Genomic DNA, 17157 nt, shown 5'->3' with positions numbered 1-17157 from the left:
CGATATGGCACCGTGGGGACACATGTATGTCAATCTTGGTCTAACAGAGCCTTATTTAATCCCCGTCCCAGAAAAATCATCCCGCGGGGCTTGTGGCTCACGCGGGATGATGGCGTCTTACTTTTTCTTGTCCTGTTCCAGCAGATCGGACGGTGAGCGATCGGGCTTGCCGCCGCGGAAAATCTCGCGGCCATGCAGACGATGCTCCAGGTCACGTTCGGCCTTTTCCTCGTCAATCTTGGTCTGGCTCACCACCGGGTCCTCGATCAGCGACGAAACCGAGTTCACCTGTTTTTGAATGCGCTCGGCAATGGTGTCGTCCATGCTTACGATGCGCATCTTCCAGTCGATGCTCGTGGCGTTGGATGAGCTCTTGGTCCACACAAACGTCAAAATGGCGCTCTGATGACCCCGCGCGGGGAACATGCCAAAAAAGGAATCGTGCTGAATGTTGCTATCCTCGTCGATATAGGCGTGAACGTTATACACCACGCGGTCAATCTTGTCGTTGAGCAGGGCGTTGGTCGCAAGCGCCGCGGCCTGGATCTGCCCGTTGGACAGCAGCTCGAGCTCATTGGCAGACGACGTGTCCAACACCGTCACCTCAACCGTGCCCGTACGCTCATCGGCCTCGTCGACAGAAAAATCGAGCGGGAACTGCGTAAAGCCGTTGCCCCATTCGAGTCCACCCTTGAGCGCGGTCGAGACGGTATCCACCGAAACGCTCTCGGACAGGTTGGCGGTATTCAGACGGCGCATCACGCCGTAGCCGATCTGCATGCCCACGATCAGCACCAAAATACCAATGACTACGGCCATCGCGGTCTTCGTAATGGTATGGCTCACCTGCGAGCCCGAAGGATCGTCCTCGGACAGCGGGTCGATATGTTTTGCCTGGCTCGCGCGGTCCTCGCTGCGCAGCTGCGCTAGCGCCGCTTTGTCACCGCGCTTGGCCGCAGCCTCCTTCTCACGCATGCGCTCGGTTCGCTTTTTGGCAAGCGTGGGATCCAAGACGCCGGATGCATCGATTTCGGAGAATAACTCCGTCACTTCTTCCGGAGTCAAAGGGTTCTTGTCAGCCATAAACTTCCTGTCATATCAATCAGTCGAGCTCGTGCGCACGCGCACCTTCGAACTGCATTCGATAGTAACGGGCATAGGTGCCGCCACGGGCGAGAAGCTCCTCGTGCGTGCCACGCTCCACAACGCGACCATGCTCAACGGTCGCAATCTCATCGGCATGCTTAATGGTCGAAAGGCGATGGGCGATGATAATCGTGGTGCGGCCGCGTGCCAGCTCTTCGAGTGACTCCTGCACCGCCTCCTCGCTCTCGTTATCCAAAGCACTCGTCGCCTCGTCCAAAATCAGGATCTTGGGGTTCTTGAGAAACACACGCGCAATGGCAACGCGCTGCTTTTGGCCGCCCGAAAGACGGCTGCCGCGCTCGCCCACGACCGTGTCATAGCCCTGTGGAAGCGACTCGATAAAGGCATCGATGTTGGCGCGACGGGCGGCCTCGGCGATCTCTTCTGCCGTAGCGCCCGGCTTGCCGTAGGCGATGTTCTCGCCGATTGTTCCGTCAAACAGGTAGACATCCTGCTGCACCAGGCCGATGGCGCGGCGCAGGCTCTGCTGCGTCACATCGCGCACGTCCTGGCCGTCGATGCTAATGGATCCGGCAGCCACGTCATAAAAGCGCGGCAGCAGCGAACAGGTCGTGGACTTGCCACCGCCCGAAGGACCAACCAAAGCGATGGTCTGCCCGGGCTTGATGGACAGATTCATATGGTCGATAACGGGACGCTCTTCGGCATCGCCCTCGCCCAGCTCAACGTCCTCGTAGTTAAAGCACACGTCGTGATAATCCACGGCGCCGGCGGTCACCTGCAGATCCGTGGCGCCCGGCTTGTCCTGGATATCCGGCGCGGTCGAGAGTACCTCGTCCATGCGCTTAAAGCCGGCGATGGCCTTCTGATACGTTTCGGCCGAATTGACGAGTGTCTCGAGCGGCGTGCAGAACAGCGAAATATAGAGCGCAAAGGTCGCCATATCGACCGCCTGCAGCTGTCCCTGGGCGACCAGCCAGCCGCCCAGCAGTACCACGATCACATAGAGCACACCCGAGAGCAGGCCATACGTCGCAGTATAGACGCCCATGGCGTGATACATGTTCTCCTTGGACGAAAGATAGCGATTATTGGAGGCGCGGAACTTGAAGCGTTCGGTCTCCTCATTGGCAAAGCTCTTGACCACGCGCATGCCCGCCAGCGAATCCTGCAGCTGCGCATTGATGCCGCTGATCTTTTTGCGGCTGTCGCTAAAGACCTCGCGCATGCGCATGTTCTGCCAAAACATGATGACCGCAAACGCTGCTGTCACCACAGCCATGGCAAGCGCCAGCACCGGGGCGATGGTAAAGAGGATCACAAACGAGCCGATAATCTCGATGCCGCAGATGATGATCCACTCGGGCACGTGATGCGCCGCCTCGCAGATATCGAACAGGTCGTTGACCACGCGGCTCATCATGTCGCCCGAGCTGTTGCGGTCGAAGTACGCAAAGCTGAAGCGCTCATACTGGTCGAACAGGTCCTCGCGCATCTTGGACTCCATGCGCGCGCCCATCACGTGGCCCCAATAGCTCACAAAATAGCGGCAGGCGCAGCGGACGGCATACATCAGCACCAAGCCCACCGCAATCATGCCGAGCGCCTGCATAATGACAGCCTGACCCTGAGTAAAGAGCCCACCGGTCAAATTGCGCAGAATAATAGGAAACGCAAGGTCAATGGCAGCAAGCACCAGAGCGCAAACAGTATCGGCAACAAAAAGCCCCATCTGGGGCTCGTAATACGAGAGAAACCTTTTAAACATGCAATCCTCGAAGAGAAATAAATAGCGTGAGAAATCCGGTTGAACCGGTCAGGCTGAAAACAAAGCGTCCCAACAAGCATAACGCCGATGTTCTGGCAGCGTCAGCGAAAACGTCCCTAAGCGAGCAAGGTGCCTTGAAAGAGGAGCGACGCGTACTTCGGTACGCGAGCGACGATTGAAAGGCAGATTGCCGCTTAGGGGCGTTTGCAGCGTCGACTCGTTACGCGGTTTGGTAAAACCGCGTAACCTAGAGCTCGGCCCCGCCCAAGCGGTGCGCGATGCTATCGCAGGCCAAGGCGCCCACGACGGTCTTGGCGTCTTCGATCTTGCCGTCGAGCACGGCGTCGATCAGCTCGTGCAGCGGCACCAGGTCCACGTTGACAAACTCGTCATCATCGGGGTTGGGCGCATCAAACTCGAGCTTGGTAGCCAAGTAGATGTGGATGATCTCATCGCAAAAACCGCAGGACGTGACAATCGACGTCAAAAAGCGAATACGACCAGCCCTAAAGCCCGTCTCCTCATGCAGTTCGCGCTTGGCGCAATCGAGCGGGTCCTCGCCTGGATCGAGCTTGCCGGCGGGAATCTCGACCGTCACGCGGTCGATGGCGGTGCGGTACTGACGCACCAGTACGATCTTGCCGCTCTCGGTCAGCGCCACAACGGCCGCCGCACCCGGATGGCGAACGATATCGCGGGCGCTGCGGCGACCGTTGGGCAGCTCAACCTCAAGACGGTGGACGTCGAGGATCTTACCCTTCCAGGCGCACTCCTCCGAAAGAATCTTCTCGTGCAGCTCGACATCGTGCGGGTCGTCATCGCCCAGCACCAGCACCGGCTCGTCAGCGACCTCGCCGCCAGGCTCGCCATCGGCGTGCCCATATACGCGGCTGTCCTCCTCGACGATCTGCGCATCCACGAGCTCTTCGTTCTTCTCGTCCATCCGTCTCATTCCTCTCGGATTTTAGGCATCCCAGGCGTCGCGGCCGCGCAGCGCGCGCAGGCCGATGTCGTGACGCAGGGTCTTGCCCTCAAAATCAATCTTCTCGCAGGCCTCGTAGGCAAGGTTGCGAGCGTTCTCGAACGTGTCACCCAGAGCGGTCACGGCAAGCACGCGGCCGCCGTTGGTCACGAGCTGGCCGTCCACCACGGCAGTGCCCGCGTGGTACACGGTCACGTTCTCCATGGCCTCGGCGTCGGCGATACCGGTGATGACCTTGCCCTTCTCGTAGCTGCCGGGATAGCCCGCGCTCGTCAGGACAACGGCCACGGCCCACTCGTCACGCCAGTCGAGCTCAATCTGATCGAGCTCGCAGTTGGCGCAGGCGAGCATGACCTCAACCAGATCGTTCTTAAGGCGCGGCAGCACGACCTGCGTCTCGGGGTCGCCAAAGCGGGCATTGAACTCCAGCACCTTGGGGCCGGCAGGCGTGAGCATAAAGCCACCGTACAGGCAGCCGCGGTAATCGATACCCTCGGCAGCGAGCTCGGCCACGGTCTGCTCCATGACCTTCACCATGGTGGCGTGCTCCTCGTCAGTCACGATGGGCACCGGGCTGTAGACGCCCATGCCGCCGGTGTTGGGGCCCTTGTCGCCCTCGAGCGCGCGCTTGTGGTCCTGCGAGGTAGCCATGGGGCGCACGGTCTTGCCGTCGGTAAAGGCCAAAAGCGAGCACTCGGGACCGGTCAGCATCTCCTCGATGACCACGGTATTGCCGGCATCGCCAAAGGTGCCGCCAAAGCACTCGCGCACGGCCTCCTCGGCCTGCTCAAGTTCGGTCCCCACGATAACGCCCTTGCCCGCGGCAAGGCCGTCGGCCTTCACGACCAGCGGAGCGCCCTGCTCGCGCACGTAGGCGAGAGCCGAAGCCTCGTCGGTAAACGAACCATAGGCTGCCGTCGGAATGCCCGCACGCTCCATGAGCTGCTTGGAGAACAGCTTGGAGCCCTCCATCTGGGCGCCCTCGGCACCCGGGCCAAAGCAGGGAATACCCGCCGCGCGCACGGCGTCGGCCACGCCCGCCACGAGCGGAGCCTCGGGGCCAATTACCACGAGTCCGCATCCGTGGCTCTGCGCAAACGCCGTCACGGCCGCAGGATCGCAGTCGTCGAGAACAACGTTCTCGCCGCAGCTCGCGGTGCCGCCGTTGCCCGGCGCGATGTAGAGCTTGCCGGCGCGCGGTGATGCTGCGAGCTTAGCTGCCAAAGCATGCTCACGGCCGCCGCTGCCCAACAACAGGATGTCGATGGTTTGAGTGTCCGCCTTCAAGGGTGCCTCCTCTATGGATTAACGGCCCGCTCCACGCGAGCCCTTTGCAAGCAAATATACCCCTCGGCCGCCCGCTTGGGCTGCAAAGGGGTATATCGCAATAACCAAATAGTCCCGATTACTTCCAGAATCGGTTGATGATCTGCTCGCGACCAGCGCCAACGCCAATAAACGTCACGCGGGTGTGTGCCAGATCCTCGATAAACGCCACATAGTCCTGAGCCTCTTGCGGCAGCTCGTCAAAGCTGCGGCAACCGGTGATGTCGCACTTCCAGCCAGGGAGCTCCTCGTAGATGGGCTTGGCGTGCTCAAAGCGCACCTGATGCTCGGGCACGCTCGTGTAGCGCTCGCCATCGACGTCGTAGGCCACGCACACCTTGATGGTGTCGAAGGCCGAAAGCACGTCGAGCTTGGTCACGGCGATGTCGGTAAGGCCGTTGACGCGCGAGGCATAGTTGGCGATAGGGCCGTCAAACCAGCCGCAGCGACGACGGCGACCGGTGGTCACGCCGTACTCGTAGCCCTCCTCGGTCAGCGTGTGGCCGGCCTCGGACTCATAGGAAAGCTCGGTGGGCATGGGGCCCGAACCAACACGGGTGATATAGGCCTTCATGACGCCCAGCACGCGGTCGACGTTCTTCATGCCGACGCCAGAACCGGTAATGGCGCCGCCGGCGGTGCAGTTGGAAGACGTCACGTACGGATAGGTGCCGTGGTCGATGTCGAGCAGCGTCGCCTGGGCGCCCTCAAACAGCAGGTCCTTACCCTCATCGATCATGTTGTTGAGTAGCAGGCTCGTCTCGGTGATGTAGGGACGCAGGCGCTCGGCCATCGGCAGGTACTCGTCGCAAATCTGGTCCACGGTGTAGGTGGGCAGGTTGTAGATGAGCTCGAGCTCAGGGTTCACGCGGGCGAGAGCGGTCTCCAGCTTGTCGCGGAACAGTGCCTCGTCCAGCATGTCCTGCATGCGCAGACCGATGCGGGCCATCTTGTCCTGATAGCACGGACCGATACCGCGCTTGGTGGTACCGATGTTCTTCTTGCCGAGCTTCTGCTCAAAGGCGCCATCCAGATCGATGTGGTACGGCATGATGACATGCGCGTTGCCGCTGATCTTGAGATTCTTGGTGGTGATGCCGTCGGCCTCGAACATGTCGATCTCCTCAAGGACAACCTTGGGGTTGACGACGCAGCCGTTACCGATCACCGACACGTGGTCGGAATACATGATGCCGGAGGGCACCTGGTGCAGGCCGTACTTCTTGCCGTTGACGACGATGGTGTGACCGGCGTTGTTGCCGCCCGAGTAGCGCACGACAGCATCGAAGTCGCCGGCGACCAGGTCGCAAATCTTACCCTTGCCCTCATCGCCCCACTGGGCACCGACCAAAACGGTTGACGGCATGTTTACTCCTTACATTCATGGACTGTCTACGCGCCACGCCGGCACGCAGAAGCACAAAACATTCCTAGTATACCCGTGCAACGGGCGCCTGTCCTACTCCTCGGCATGTGCCCCATCAAGCTCATAGAACTTGGTGGATGCCGGCAGGAACATCAGGTCGACGTCGCCGATCGGGCCCGAACGGTTCTTGGCCACGACGATACGCGTAACGCCCTCGTCGGGTCGATCGTCGCGCGAGGCTTCGGCCTCGTCGGCGGAGCGGTCCAAGAACATAACGATATCGGCGTCCTGCTCGATGGAGCCCGATTCACGAAGGTCGGAAAGCTGCGGGCGCTTGCCGGTACGGGATTCGACCTGACGCGAGAGCTGCGACAGCGCAATGAGCGGGATCTTGAGCTCCTTGGCCATGATCTTCAGACCACGCGACATCTCGGAGACCTCGACGGTACGGCTCTCGGAGCGGCGTCCCGGCGGAGGACTCACCAGCTGCAGGTAGTCCAGGATGATGATGGCCTTCTCCTTGTTGTGGAGCATGCGGCGGCTCTTGGCGCGAATCTCGGTCACTGTGGTGCCGGGCGTATCGTCAATCAGAATATCGAGCTTGGACAAGGTCTGCGTGGCCTCGTTGATATTGGCCCACTGCTCGGGGCTAATGCGGCCCATGCGGAAGTCACTGATCGAGATCATGGCGTAGGCGCAGATCAGACGCTGGGCAATTTCCTTGCCCGACATCTCCAGCGAGAAGAAGCCGACGGTATAACCAGCGGCGGCAGCGTTGAGCGCCAGATTCAGGGCGAACGACGTCTTACCTACAGCAGGACGGGCGCCGATAATGATGAGCTGACCCTCGCGAAAACCCATGAGCATGCGGTCGAGCGACGGGAAACCCGTGGGCACGCCCGCAGCCTGGCCGCCGGCCTGGCACACTTCCTCGGCCTCGTTATAGGCCTCGACCATAAACTCGGTCAGCGTCTTGTAGCTCGACTTGACCTCGCGCGCCGTGACCTTGAGCAGCTTGCTCTCAGCCAGCTCCACGACCTCTTTGGTATCGGTGGGGGCGTTATATGCCAGCGCGTTGATCTCGTTGGTGGCGCCGATCAACTCACGCAGCATCGAGTCGCGGCGAACGATGGCGGCATGGTGCTGCCAGTTCACGAGCGACAGAGTCTGACCCATCAGCTCCAAAATGTACGCCTCGCCGCCCACGGCATCGAGCTTGTTGATGCTTCGCAGGTAATCGATCAGCGAGATGGAGTCGATGGGAATGCGGCTGTTGTACATATCGACCATCGCGGTATAGATGGTCTTATGAATGGGCCGGTAGAAGTCATCGGGCTGCAGCTCGACCTGGGCCTCCTCGACCACCTCGGGCGATAGCAGCATAGCGGCCAGTACATTGGCCTCTGCATCTTGGTTTTGGGGAAGACCCAACTTTGAGCCGCGGTCCTCAACCGTCAGCCCGGTCTCCCTATCGTCGTATGCCATGAGCATCCTCATTCATATCGCTTGCGAGCATCCATAGTATCAGCCACGGTCCCAAAACGCGCCACGCGCCGCCAATCATCACCGAACGAAACGGATGAACGGTCCCGTATATAGGACTTCGACGCAACGTTCACCATGACACTCACTCAACGCAAAAAACAAAAGGGCGCCCCGGTTTCCCAGAGCGCCCTTCTTAGAACAAGATTGTTGCGTTGCAGCAAATGCTACTCGGCAGCAGCCTCAGTCTCGACCTCGGCGGTCTCGGCCTCGGCGACCTCAGCGGCCTCCTCGACCTCAGCCTCGGCAGCGAGCTCCTCGGCGGTAACGCCGACGAGAACGACAACCTCGGCCTTGATCTCGCGGTACAGCGAGATGGCAACGGTGTGGGCACCGGCAACCTTGATGGGCTTACCGAGCTCGACGCGCTTGCGGTCGATGTCCATACCGAGCTGAGCCTTGATGGCGTCAGCGATCATAGCGGCGGTAACGGAGCCAAAGAGGATGCCCTCGTCGCCGACCTTGACGTCAACGGTGACCGTCTTGCCCTCGAAGGCAGCCTTGGTCTCGTTGGCGGTAGCCAGACGGACGGCCTCGCGCTTGGCGATGTTGTTGCGACGCTCGTCAAGCTGCTTGAGGTTGCCCTTGGTGGCGGCAACAGCGAGCTTCTTGGGGAACAGGAAGTTCTCAGCGTAACCCTGAGCGACCTCTACGACGTCACCCTCGCCGCCCTTGCCCTTGATCTCATCGAGAAGAATAACCTTCATGATGCGTCTCCCTTCTTAGCCGCGGTCGCGGTTGCCACGAGAGGAAACCACGGGGACGGTGTACGGCAGGAGAGCCATCTCGCGGGCGCGCTTGATGGCGTTGGCGATGTCATGCTGATGCTGCGTGCAAGCGCCAGTGACGCGACGGGGCTTGATCTTGCCACGGTCGGTCATGTACTTACGGAGAAGCTGAGTGTCCTTATAGTCGATGAACTCAGTGTTCTCCTTGCAGAACTGGCAGTACTTACGACGCGGCTGACGTGCAGAAAAATCATTAGCCATGTCAAAATACCTTTCGTTTGGCAACTTCGGCGAACCGAAGCCGCCTCTCACTCAAAAATAGGTGAACAACCCTTAGAACGGGATGTCCTCATCGTAGACGTCGACCGCGGGCGGCGTGGCCACCGGTGCGGCAGGACGTGCTGCGGGCGCGGGAGCTGCGGGGGCGTAACCGCCCTGATCGTAGCCACCCTGGCCACCACGGGAGCTCATAAACTCGATCTCATCGACGATGACCTCAAGCTTGCTCCGGCGCTGGCCGTCGCGCTCCCAAGAGCTGTAGCGCAGCTTGCCCTCGATCGCGACCTTGTTTCCCTTTGCCAGGAAACGGCTCACGGCCTCGGCGCGGGTGCCGAACATAGTGCAGTCGACAAAGTTGGGATAGTCCTCCCACTCGCCAGTCTGCGCGTTGCGGCGACGATCGTTCACGGCGACGCCAAAGGACAGAACCTGGGTTCCGCCGGCGGTGGCGCGCAGCTCGGGATCGCGGGTGAGGTTACCGGTGATGTTCACTCGATTGATGCTCATAACTCACTACTTCCTCTTGGGGCACAAGCCCAGTCCAAAACGACAGTCTTACTCCTGGTCGTCGCGACGGACGATCATGTGGCGGACCACAGCGTCGGTGATGCGCAGGACGCGATCAAGCTCGGCGATCTGGGTAGGATCTGCGTGGAAGTTGATGAGGGTGTAGTCACCATCGGTGAGGTCGTTGATCTCGTAGGCGAGCTTGCGCTTGCCCCACTCGTCAACGGAGTCGACCTTGCCAGCGCCCTCAGCGATCGTGGTATCGATACGCTTCATAACAGCGAGACGAGTCTCGGGGTCGAGCGACGGGTCAACAAAGAACAGCAGTTCATAAGCCTTCATATTGTCACCTCCTCTGGGCAAATGTGGCTTCAGGTCGTGAAGGTGCGCCTGAAGCAGGAAAAGACTTGGTAATAATATCTTTCAACCTCCTAGGCTGCAAGAATATGCAGCTACAACCTCATGACCTCCACATATGCCCATACTCACACGACGTTTCATGCGCATTCCAACCAAATGCTGACCAAAAGCTTGACGGATCTGTTGACAAGATACGGTGCCGTGGGGACAAGCTGAGCCAAGCCGCAGGTCAGCGGGCACAAGGCTGTGGTCGCAAAATGCATACCAGTGGCCCACAGCACCACCCAAAGATTTTTAAATTCATTGCCAAGTCGCTTATGAATACCCTTTTTTGAACAATTGAGTTGATCAACCACGCTGGTCGGAAGCCGTTTTTTGGCACCTCAAGCCCCACTGCAGCGCCAAGCACGGCCAAGCGTTTTAAAAAATGCCAACTTTTCTGTTTGCACTTTGCGATTCCTCGTGTATACTGACTTTCGCATTTAACGGAGAGTTGTCCGAGTGGCCGAAGGAGCACGATTGGAAATCGTGTAGGCGTCAAAAGCGTCTCCAGGGTTCAAATCCCTGACTCTCCGCCAGTTAATTCCAAAGCAGGCCTTCGAGCCTGCTTTGTTTTTACCCCACGCGGAGGGGTGGCAGAGTGGTTGAATGCGGCGGTCTCGAAAACCGTTTGGCCTGTATAAGGTCACGAGGGTTCGAATCCCTCCTCCTCCGCCATTTTGGTTGAGAAAGCTCCCGAAAACGGGGGCTTTTTTGTTTAGAGTCCCTTACAAGCAAATACGGCGGAGGAGGAGGGATTCGAACCCGCCAGGGCGCGGAGCGTAAAGAAAACGCGCCAGTGGCGCGTTTTTAGCGCAGCGCGGTCGGCGTAAGCCGACCGGATAAATTTTGAGCTCCGCTCAAAATTTGGACATCCATCCTATTCAGCCACGTCCCCCATTGCTTTCGATTTCACCTTGAATCTCAAACATGTACATCACCCTCCAAAAACGACATTTTTCGGCATCTTTGGAGGCTGATGTACATGTTTGGTACCCATGACCGTTCCCAGTCCCTACCGTTTGCCGAGCAATAGGGTCTCAATCGCCGCCAACCATGTACTATGTACGGGCATTGTTCAAACCCGAGAATCAAAGGACCTCATCTTGCCCGTCGTCGCCGCTATGACTGTTACTTCACACGCCTCGGATGCCATGGTCGCTATCCCATTTTGGCTCGAGATGTTCGCCGTCGTCGCGGCTTCAATCTCGGGCGTGTTGGTCGCGCGCGAGCACAAACTCGACCTGGTGGGTGCAGTTGCGCTCGCCGTGGTCTGTGGCTTGGGCGGCGGTCTTTTACGCGACATGACGCTGCAGGTGGGCAACGTCTACATCCTCAACCAGCCAATGGCGCTGCCGCTTTCCATTGCCACGGCAGCCATCATCTATATTTTCCCGGCAATCGTCGACAAGCCCGAAAAACTCATTCCCCTGCTCGACATCATCTCGGTCGGCATCTACGCCGCCACTGGAGCAGACAAGGCGCTGGTCTACGGCTTTGCGCCGGCGGTGTGCATCATGATGGGCTTTTTCACCGCGGTGGGCGGTGGCATGTTGCGCGACGGCTTTATGGGCGTGGTTCCGGGCATTTTCCAACGTACTAACTTTTATGCCATCGCCGCCATCGCCGGATCGACAAGCTATGTGTGTCTCGTTATGAGCGGCATCATGAGCAATGTCGCCGCGCTGGTCGTATGCGTTGTCGTGACCATGGGTCTGCGCTGGCTCTCGCTGCGCTTTGACATCAAAAGCCCCACCGAAGAGGACATCGCGCGCTTTTTGCACCGCAAAAAGTAGATTGCGCGGGCTCATCCTTCGAAATACAACCGAGAGGTTCTTTTAGAGCGCCCACGCGTTGGGTACCCTGTTAGATGCATATCGAGCATCTAACGAAGGATTCACTATGCCCCGCAATCAATTCCCGTCGACCCAGCGCTGTAAAGCGTGGGGCCGCATCACCATCCTATTCGCACTCATCGCGCTGGCGATCACCGCGCTTCCCACGGCGTCGTTCGCCGGCACGGACACCGCAGGAAACGTACTTGCGACCGACAATGACGCCAATCCGTCCGGCGTCGAAGGTGACCTGTACTGGGCAGGTCAGAGCCTCAACCTGAACGACACCTCCATCCACCGCGATATCATCGCCGCGGGCGATACCCTCTCGATCCGCGACTGCACGGTGGGTGGCGCCGTCCGCTTGGCGGCGCGTACCATCGACGTTGCCAAGACCACGGTTGATGGCAGCGTGACCGTCGCTGGCCAGCATGTCGTGCTCAATTCCGACAGCACCGCCAACTGCTTCTACGCGATAGGTGAGACGGTTGCCCTGCGAGGCTCTACCAAGTCGGCAGCGCTTGCGGGCGACACGGTGACCATCGATGGCACCGTCGATGGCGATGTCGAGGTTTGGGCCGACAAGCTCATCCTGGGCAAGAACGCCCGCATCACCGGCACCGTGAACGCTCACGTCTCCGAGGACCCCGAGCGTGCCGCGGGAGCCGAGGTCGGTGCGCTCAAGATCGACCGCACCGAGAGCGAGGATACTTCCACCGTTAACGATGTCATCGGCGGTATCGTCGCCGCGGCACTCTCGACCTGCTTTGTCGCCCTACTGCTCGAACTCGTCTTTCCGCGCGCAACCGCCAGCGCCGCCGGCATGCTCCACCAGCGCCCCATGCCCCTGTGGGTGAGCGGTCTTCTGGGCACGATTGCTATCGTCCCCGCCGTCCTACTGCTAATTATCTCTATCGCTGGTCTGTCGCTTGCCGGAGCCCTCATGTGCGGTGTTATTGGCATCGCGCTGGTGTCGAGTGCCTTTGCAGGGTGCGCGATCGCGCGCATGGTCGGACACAGCCAGAACCGCTACGCCATGGCGGCCGCCGACGGCGTGATCGCAGGTGCACTTACGGCAATCCCCCTCGTAGGCGATTTCATCAGCGGCGTAGCCTTTGTCTTCACGCTCGGCTACGTTATCCAGATCATCTGGCGCAACGCCCACCTCAAACCGCAGCAGCCGGCTAACACGCCAGAACTCCCCACCGCTTAGCAGCTAACCACCACAAAGGGGCCAGGTACCTTTGTGGTGGTGCAAGCGAACCTGTCCCCCTTGCACCAAAAAGGGCGCCGACCATCTCGGTCGGCGCCCTTTCTTGTTAGACGCTATAAAACCCAGCGCTTATTTGTTGACCTGACCGGCGCGGACGGCAGCCTTCTTGCGGTCGGTGGCGTTGAGCAGACGCTTGCGCAGGCGAATGTTCTTGGGGGTGATCTCGACCAGCTCGTCGTCGGCGATGTACTCCAGCGCCTCCTCCAGCGAGAAGGTGCGGGGCGGCACCAGCTGGACGGAGATATCGGAGGTCGAAGAGCGCTGGTTGCCCAGGTTCTTGGTACGGGCAATATTGACGACCATGTCGCCGGCCTTGCTGCGCTCGCCCACAATCATGCCCTCGTAGCACTCAGTGCCCGGCTCAACGAACAGCTGGCCGCGCTCCTGCAGCGTACCCAGAGCGTAGGCGACGGCCTTCTCGGTGGTCATGGAGATCATGGCGCCGTTCTGGCGGTTACCGATCTCGCCGGCATAGGGGCCGTACTCCAGGAAGGTGTGGTAGAACACGCCCTCGCCGTGGGTGACGTTCATGATGCGGTTCTTAAGGCCCATGATGCCGCGCGTCGGGATCTTGAACTCGAGGTGCGTCACGATGCCCGAGGTATCCATGCTCGTCATGATGCCGCCGGAGGTGCCGAAGACCTCAACGACCTTGCCCGAGTACTCGTCCGGGCACTCGACGACGGCCTGCTCGACGGGCTCCATCTTGTTGCCGTTCTCGTCCTTCTTAAACAGAACGCGGGGACGACCGACCTGGAACTCAAAGCCCTCGCGGCGCATGGACTCCATCAGAACGGACAGGTGCAGGATGCCGCGACCCGAGACCTCGACGCCGCTCTTGTCCTCGAGCTCCTCGATCTTCATGGTCACGTTGTTCTCGGCCTCGTTGAACAGGCGCTCCTTGAGCTGACGGGCACCAACGATGTCGCCGTCGCGACCGACGAGCGGGGAGGTCGAAGCCTCAAAGACGATGGACAGGGTCGGCGGGTCGATCTCGATGGGCTCGAGCTCAACGGGGCTCTCGGGATCGGTGTAGACATCGCCGATATCGGTGCGGTCGATGCCCACGACGGCAGCGATGTCGCCGGCGCCGACTTCCTGACACTCGGTGCGGCCCAGGTAGTCGAAGGTAAAGAGCTGTTTGACGGTAGCGGTGGCGCTGGAGCCATCGTTCTTGACAACCAGGATCTGATCGCCCTGGTGAATGGCGCCGGAATACACGCGACCGATGCCGATGCGGCCGACAAAGTTGGAGTGGTCGATGGTCACACACTGCATGGCCAGCGGGGCGTTCTCGTCAACCTCGGGGGCGGGCATGTCGTCGATGATCATGTCGAGCAGCGGATACATGTCCATATTGCCGTCCTCGGGGTCATGGCGGGCAAAGCCGTTGACGCCGCTGGCGTAGATAACATGCTCCATGGCAAACTCGAGCTGGTCGTCGGTGGCACCCAGATCGGCCATGAGGTCCAGGCAGTCGTTGTATGCCTTCTCGGGGTTGGCGCCCGGACGGTCGATCTTGTTGATGACGATCATGATCTTGAGGCCGGTGTCGATAGCGTGACGCAGCACGAAGCGAGTCTGGGGCATGGGGCCCTCAAAGGCGTCGACCAGCAGCAGAGCGCCGTCGGCCATGCGCAGCACGCGCTCGACCTCGCCACCAAAGTCGGCGTGGCCCGGGGTGTCGATGACGTTGATCTTGACGTCCTTGTACTCGATAGAGATGTTCTTGGCGAGAATCGTGATGCCGCGCTCGCGCTCCTGGTCGTTAGAATCCAGGACGCGGTCCTCGACCTGCTGGTTGGCACGGAAGGCGTCCGTGGCACGCAGGAGCTTGTCGACCATCGTCGTCTTGCCGTGGTCGACGTGGGCGATGATGGCGATGTTCCTCAGATTGTCTACGCGCATGTAGTTCCCCTATCTTCTATCCATATACAAACGGCACGCGTATGCGGCCCGCCCAGCGATACAACGCTCAGCGGGAATATTGAGCCTTTTACCGAAAACTCGTTTATTTTAGCGATTTTAGATGAGAGGGGTTTCCTCACCTGCAGGTTCAGGGTCGCTCCACATAAAACCATCGCCGGCGCCCATGCCCTCATACAGCACATATGCCGAAAAACCGCTCTCGAGCGTAGTCTCAAAGAAGCTCACGAGCAGAGCGTCGTGGTAGCCTCCGTCAATCTCGACGCAGCCGGTATAGCCGATGGCATAGCGGGCGATACGGCCCAGGCCCTCGTCCTTAAGACCCATCTTGTGCTCGGAGATAAAGTTGGTGGCCGCCTCGAGGCACGCCTCTTCGCCATCCTCATCGAGCGCCGCCAGATAACGGTTGGAAGCAGCGTCCTCAATTGCCACGACCACGCCAGGGTTTTCACCGGCGGCAAGGTCGTCCAAGAACGCGCCGATCAGGTCACACACCATGGCGTCGAGCTCGGCGGAGACGTTACCGGCGTCCTGCATATCCTGTGCCATCTTTAGACCTTCCCATCGAGTCTGGCGTCGTTACAGTTCTTGTGCCTCGGCAGCGATCTTGGCGGCAGCGTCGCGGGCGCGCATCATATCCATCGCGCGCTTGTCGAGTACCTTGATCTGGTTGGTCAGCATTACTGCATCGACCACACCCCAGATTACCAAGCCTGTTGAAATCGAAAACCCAAGCGCACCAACTGTACCACGAAGGCGCGAGCAGATTGCCGCGACAAGGGCGGAGACGACAACCATCTTGATAAACGAGCCGCGGCGCTCGCGAAGCGTGCGGGCCTGCGTCACATAGGCAATGCGAGCCGCCTCGGATGCCTCCGAGCGCATCTGGGCTTCACGCGCGATGGCGGCCGCTTCAGCCGATACGCGGGTACCCATCAGCGACCTCTCCGCTCGCGTGCCAGACATTTAGAAATCATCGGGGGAGAGCGTATGGACGAACTCGTCGAACTTCTCGAACTCCTGCTCGTCGTCGACTTCCTCGGCATGGGCAGAAACGGTACCCAGGCGATTCATGATGTCGTCCTCCACAAACATGGGAGCATTGCTGCGCACGGCAAGGGCAATGGCATCACTGGGACGGGCGTCGATCTTGCGCTCGTCACCATCGGCCAGTACGACAATCGTCGCGTAGAACACCGGCGGCGCGGCGCGAACGATCTCGATGCGCTCGAGCTTGGCGCCCAGGGCGTCGACGGTGTCGAGCAGCAGGTCATGGGTAATCGGGCGCTCGGCGCGGCCGCTATCGATGCCGCGGCTGATGGCAGCAGCTTCAAACGAACCAGTCTGAATGGAAAGGGAACGCAGCGGCGCGGGCGAGTCCGATTTGCTGCTGCGCTCACGAAGTACGATAAGCGATGGCACGGGACCGGCGGCCATGACGATGGTCTCTATGTCGACACGAACCATGGAACACCTCCGGTACGTAGCGGTTAACACGCGGCAGCCCGCCGCATTGAATAGCTATACTACCCAAACTTTCGCACAGCACACAAAATCAAAGTAGTTAATTTGGGGCGGGGCTTTTTTGACTACTTTCAGTAGGTAAGAAAAAAGCCCCGAGGCAACGCCCCAGGGCTCTTCACAGTTTTGATGGTGGACCTGACAAGATTCGAACTTGTGACCTCCCGGTTATCAGCCGGACGCTCTAACCAACTGAGCTACAGGTCCATCATGGTGGAGGTTAGGGGGATCGAACCCCTGACCTCAGGCTTGCAAAGCCCGCGCTCTCCCAGCTGAGCTAAACCCCCACGGAGACAGTAATAAACACCCCAGCGGCGACTCGGCTCTCGCTGGGGTGTTTATTGCGAAAGAAAGTGGTGGACCTGACAAGATTCGAACTTGTGACCTCCCGGTTATCAGCCGGACGCTCTAACCAACTGAGCTACAGGTCCATCGCGCAAGGGATATATTAGACGAGTCGTTACGCGCGCGTCAACAACTTTTTTGAAAATCTTTGAGGGGTGTCGGCCCCGGCTGCCCGGCGGCATGCGAAGTCGCCTGCTCGGACAGTCCTGCTCGCACGGAGAGCACATTAAGTGCTCTCCGGCTCGTGCGGAAC

General features: G+C 59.8%; 16 protein-coding genes and 5 tRNA genes. 4 read left to right on the top strand and 17 right to left on the bottom strand.

Translation table 11 applies throughout. The annotated features are described in order from the left end of the window. Positions 1 to 117 precede the first annotated feature (117 nt). From DW754_RS10190 to rpsF, 10 genes are all read right to left on the bottom strand, one after another. The gene (locus DW754_RS10190; protein ID WP_055251358.1) at positions 118 to 1083 is read right to left on the bottom strand and encodes a hypothetical protein; all 966 of its coding nucleotides are present in this window, start codon (positions 1081 to 1083) and stop codon (positions 118 to 120) included. A gap of 19 nt (positions 1084 to 1102) precedes the next feature. Then, the gene (locus DW754_RS10185) at positions 1103 to 2875 is read right to left on the bottom strand and encodes an ABC transporter ATP-binding protein (protein ID WP_117759745.1); all 1773 of its coding nucleotides are present in this window, start codon (positions 2873 to 2875) and stop codon (positions 1103 to 1105) included. 247 nt (positions 2876 to 3122) lie between these two features. Then, a complete protein-coding gene (locus DW754_RS10180) occupies positions 3123 to 3818 on the bottom strand; it encodes an NUDIX domain-containing protein (protein WP_199411495.1) in 696 nt (231 codons plus the stop codon). 21 nt (positions 3819 to 3839) lie between these two features. Continuing rightward, complete coding sequence (purD, locus tag DW754_RS10175) at positions 3840 to 5144, bottom strand: phosphoribosylamine--glycine ligase (protein WP_117759743.1); 1305 nt, start codon at positions 5142 to 5144, stop codon at positions 3840 to 3842. A gap of 118 nt (positions 5145 to 5262) precedes the next feature. After that, positions 5263 to 6549: an adenylosuccinate synthase gene (locus DW754_RS10170; protein ID WP_022094075.1), complete on the bottom strand. Its 1287-nt coding sequence runs from the start codon at positions 6547 to 6549 to the stop codon at positions 5263 to 5265. 93 nt (positions 6550 to 6642) lie between these two features. Further along, positions 6643 to 8040, bottom strand: coding sequence for a replicative DNA helicase (gene dnaB, locus DW754_RS10165; protein WP_006235827.1), 1398 nt, complete (start codon positions 8038 to 8040; stop codon positions 6643 to 6645). Positions 8041 to 8258: 218 nt separating this feature from the next. Next, positions 8259 to 8798 carry a 50S ribosomal protein L9 gene (rplI, locus tag DW754_RS10160; protein ID WP_022094073.1) on the bottom strand — a complete coding sequence of 180 codons (540 nt, stop codon included), beginning with the start codon at positions 8796 to 8798 and terminating at the stop codon, positions 8259 to 8261. A 15-nt stretch (positions 8799 to 8813) separates the two neighbouring features. After that, entirely contained in the window at positions 8814 to 9080 is a 267-nt protein-coding gene (rpsR, locus tag DW754_RS10155; protein ID WP_006235829.1) for a 30S ribosomal protein S18, read from the bottom strand. Positions 9081 to 9152: 72 nt separating this feature from the next. Beyond that, positions 9153 to 9605, bottom strand: a complete 453-nt coding sequence (locus tag DW754_RS10150; protein WP_006235830.1) for a single-stranded DNA-binding protein — start codon at positions 9603 to 9605, stop codon at positions 9153 to 9155. Between the two features lie 48 nt (positions 9606 to 9653). Further along, entirely contained in the window at positions 9654 to 9947 is a 294-nt protein-coding gene (gene rpsF, locus DW754_RS10145) for a 30S ribosomal protein S6 (protein ID WP_006235831.1), read from the bottom strand. A gap of 505 nt (positions 9948 to 10452) precedes the next feature. Between rpsF and DW754_RS10140 the strand changes: the two genes are divergently transcribed. The 4 genes from DW754_RS10140 (at position 10453) to DW754_RS10125 (ending at position 13052) form a co-directional block, all read left to right on the top strand. After that, positions 10453 to 10543, top strand: a tRNA-Ser gene (locus DW754_RS10140). A gap of 48 nt (positions 10544 to 10591) precedes the next feature. Next, positions 10592 to 10682: transfer RNA gene (locus DW754_RS10135), tRNA-Ser, on the top strand. Between the two features lie 428 nt (positions 10683 to 11110). Beyond that, positions 11111 to 11800 carry a trimeric intracellular cation channel family protein gene (locus tag DW754_RS10130; protein WP_233508888.1) on the top strand — a complete coding sequence of 230 codons (690 nt, stop codon included), beginning with the start codon at positions 11111 to 11113 and terminating at the stop codon, positions 11798 to 11800. Between the two features lie 106 nt (positions 11801 to 11906). After that, positions 11907 to 13052, top strand: coding sequence for a polymer-forming cytoskeletal protein (locus DW754_RS10125; protein ID WP_117759741.1), 1146 nt, complete (start codon positions 11907 to 11909; stop codon positions 13050 to 13052). A gap of 129 nt (positions 13053 to 13181) precedes the next feature. Here DW754_RS10125 and typA read toward each other — a convergent pair whose 3' ends face one another. The 7 genes from typA to DW754_RS10090 form a co-directional block, all read right to left on the bottom strand. Next, positions 13182 to 15020 carry a translational GTPase TypA gene (gene typA / locus DW754_RS10120; protein ID WP_117759739.1) on the bottom strand — a complete coding sequence of 613 codons (1839 nt, stop codon included), beginning with the start codon at positions 15018 to 15020 and terminating at the stop codon, positions 13182 to 13184. 117 nt (positions 15021 to 15137) lie between these two features. Continuing rightward, a complete protein-coding gene (locus DW754_RS10115; RefSeq protein WP_089572580.1) occupies positions 15138 to 15587 on the bottom strand; it encodes a hypothetical protein in 450 nt (149 codons plus the stop codon). Positions 15588 to 15617: 30 nt separating this feature from the next. After that, positions 15618 to 15974: a hypothetical protein gene (locus tag DW754_RS10110; protein WP_055251342.1), complete on the bottom strand. Its 357-nt coding sequence runs from the start codon at positions 15972 to 15974 to the stop codon at positions 15618 to 15620. A gap of 30 nt (positions 15975 to 16004) precedes the next feature. Next, the gene (locus DW754_RS10105) at positions 16005 to 16505 is read right to left on the bottom strand and encodes a bifunctional nuclease family protein (RefSeq protein ID WP_117759737.1); all 501 of its coding nucleotides are present in this window, start codon (positions 16503 to 16505) and stop codon (positions 16005 to 16007) included. 184 nt (positions 16506 to 16689) lie between these two features. Next, positions 16690 to 16766, bottom strand: a tRNA-Ile gene (locus DW754_RS10100). Between the two features lie 4 nt (positions 16767 to 16770). Next, positions 16771 to 16846, bottom strand: a tRNA-Ala gene (locus tag DW754_RS10095). Positions 16847 to 16913: 67 nt separating this feature from the next. Further along, positions 16914 to 16990, bottom strand: a tRNA-Ile gene (locus DW754_RS10090). Positions 16991 to 17157: the final 167 nt, after the last annotated feature.

Source organism: Collinsella sp. AM29-10AC, from assembly GCF_003469085.1.
In the GTDB taxonomy this organism is placed as follows: Bacteria; Actinomycetota; Coriobacteriia; order Coriobacteriales; family Coriobacteriaceae; genus Collinsella.
The sequence above is the reverse complement of the archived record's forward strand: the minus strand, read 5'-3'. Positions and strand labels throughout refer to the sequence as shown.

What these genes read in the sequence shown, in the direction of transcription:
- DW754_RS10190 (WP_055251358.1), bottom strand. Translation starts at nt 1,083, where the DNA reads ATGGCTGACAAGAACCCTTTGACTCCGGAAGAAGTGACGGAGTTATTC.
- DW754_RS10185 (WP_117759745.1), bottom strand. Translation starts at nt 2,875, where the DNA reads ATGTTTAAAAGGTTTCTCTCGTATTACGAGCCCCAGATGGGGCTTTTT.
- DW754_RS10180 (WP_199411495.1), bottom strand. Translation starts at nt 3,818, where the DNA reads ATGGACGAGAAGAACGAAGAGCTCGTGGATGCGCAGATCGTCGAGGAG.
- DW754_RS10170 (WP_022094075.1), bottom strand. Translation starts at nt 6,549, where the DNA reads ATGCCGTCAACCGTTTTGGTCGGTGCCCAGTGGGGCGATGAGGGCAAG.
- dnaB (WP_006235827.1), bottom strand. Translation starts at nt 8,040, where the DNA reads ATGCTCATGGCATACGACGATAGGGAGACCGGGCTGACGGTTGAGGAC.
- rplI (WP_022094073.1), bottom strand. Translation starts at nt 8,798, where the DNA reads ATGAAGGTTATTCTTCTCGATGAGATCAAGGGCAAGGGCGGCGAGGGT.
- rpsR (WP_006235829.1), bottom strand. Translation starts at nt 9,080, where the DNA reads ATGGCTAATGATTTTTCTGCACGTCAGCCGCGTCGTAAGTACTGCCAG.
- DW754_RS10150 (WP_006235830.1), bottom strand. Translation starts at nt 9,605, where the DNA reads ATGAGCATCAATCGAGTGAACATCACCGGTAACCTCACCCGCGATCCC.
- rpsF (WP_006235831.1), bottom strand. Translation starts at nt 9,947, where the DNA reads ATGAAGGCTTATGAACTGCTGTTCTTTGTTGACCCGTCGCTCGACCCC.
- DW754_RS10125 (WP_117759741.1), top strand. Translation starts at nt 11,907, where the DNA reads ATGCCCCGCAATCAATTCCCGTCGACCCAGCGCTGTAAAGCGTGGGGC.
- typA (WP_117759739.1), bottom strand. Translation starts at nt 15,020, where the DNA reads ATGCGCGTAGACAATCTGAGGAACATCGCCATCATCGCCCACGTCGAC.
- DW754_RS10115 (WP_089572580.1), bottom strand. Translation starts at nt 15,587, where the DNA reads ATGGCACAGGATATGCAGGACGCCGGTAACGTCTCCGCCGAGCTCGAC.
- DW754_RS10110 (WP_055251342.1), bottom strand. Translation starts at nt 15,974, where the DNA reads ATGGGTACCCGCGTATCGGCTGAAGCGGCCGCCATCGCGCGTGAAGCC.
- DW754_RS10105 (WP_117759737.1), bottom strand. Translation starts at nt 16,505, where the DNA reads ATGGTTCGTGTCGACATAGAGACCATCGTCATGGCCGCCGGTCCCGTG.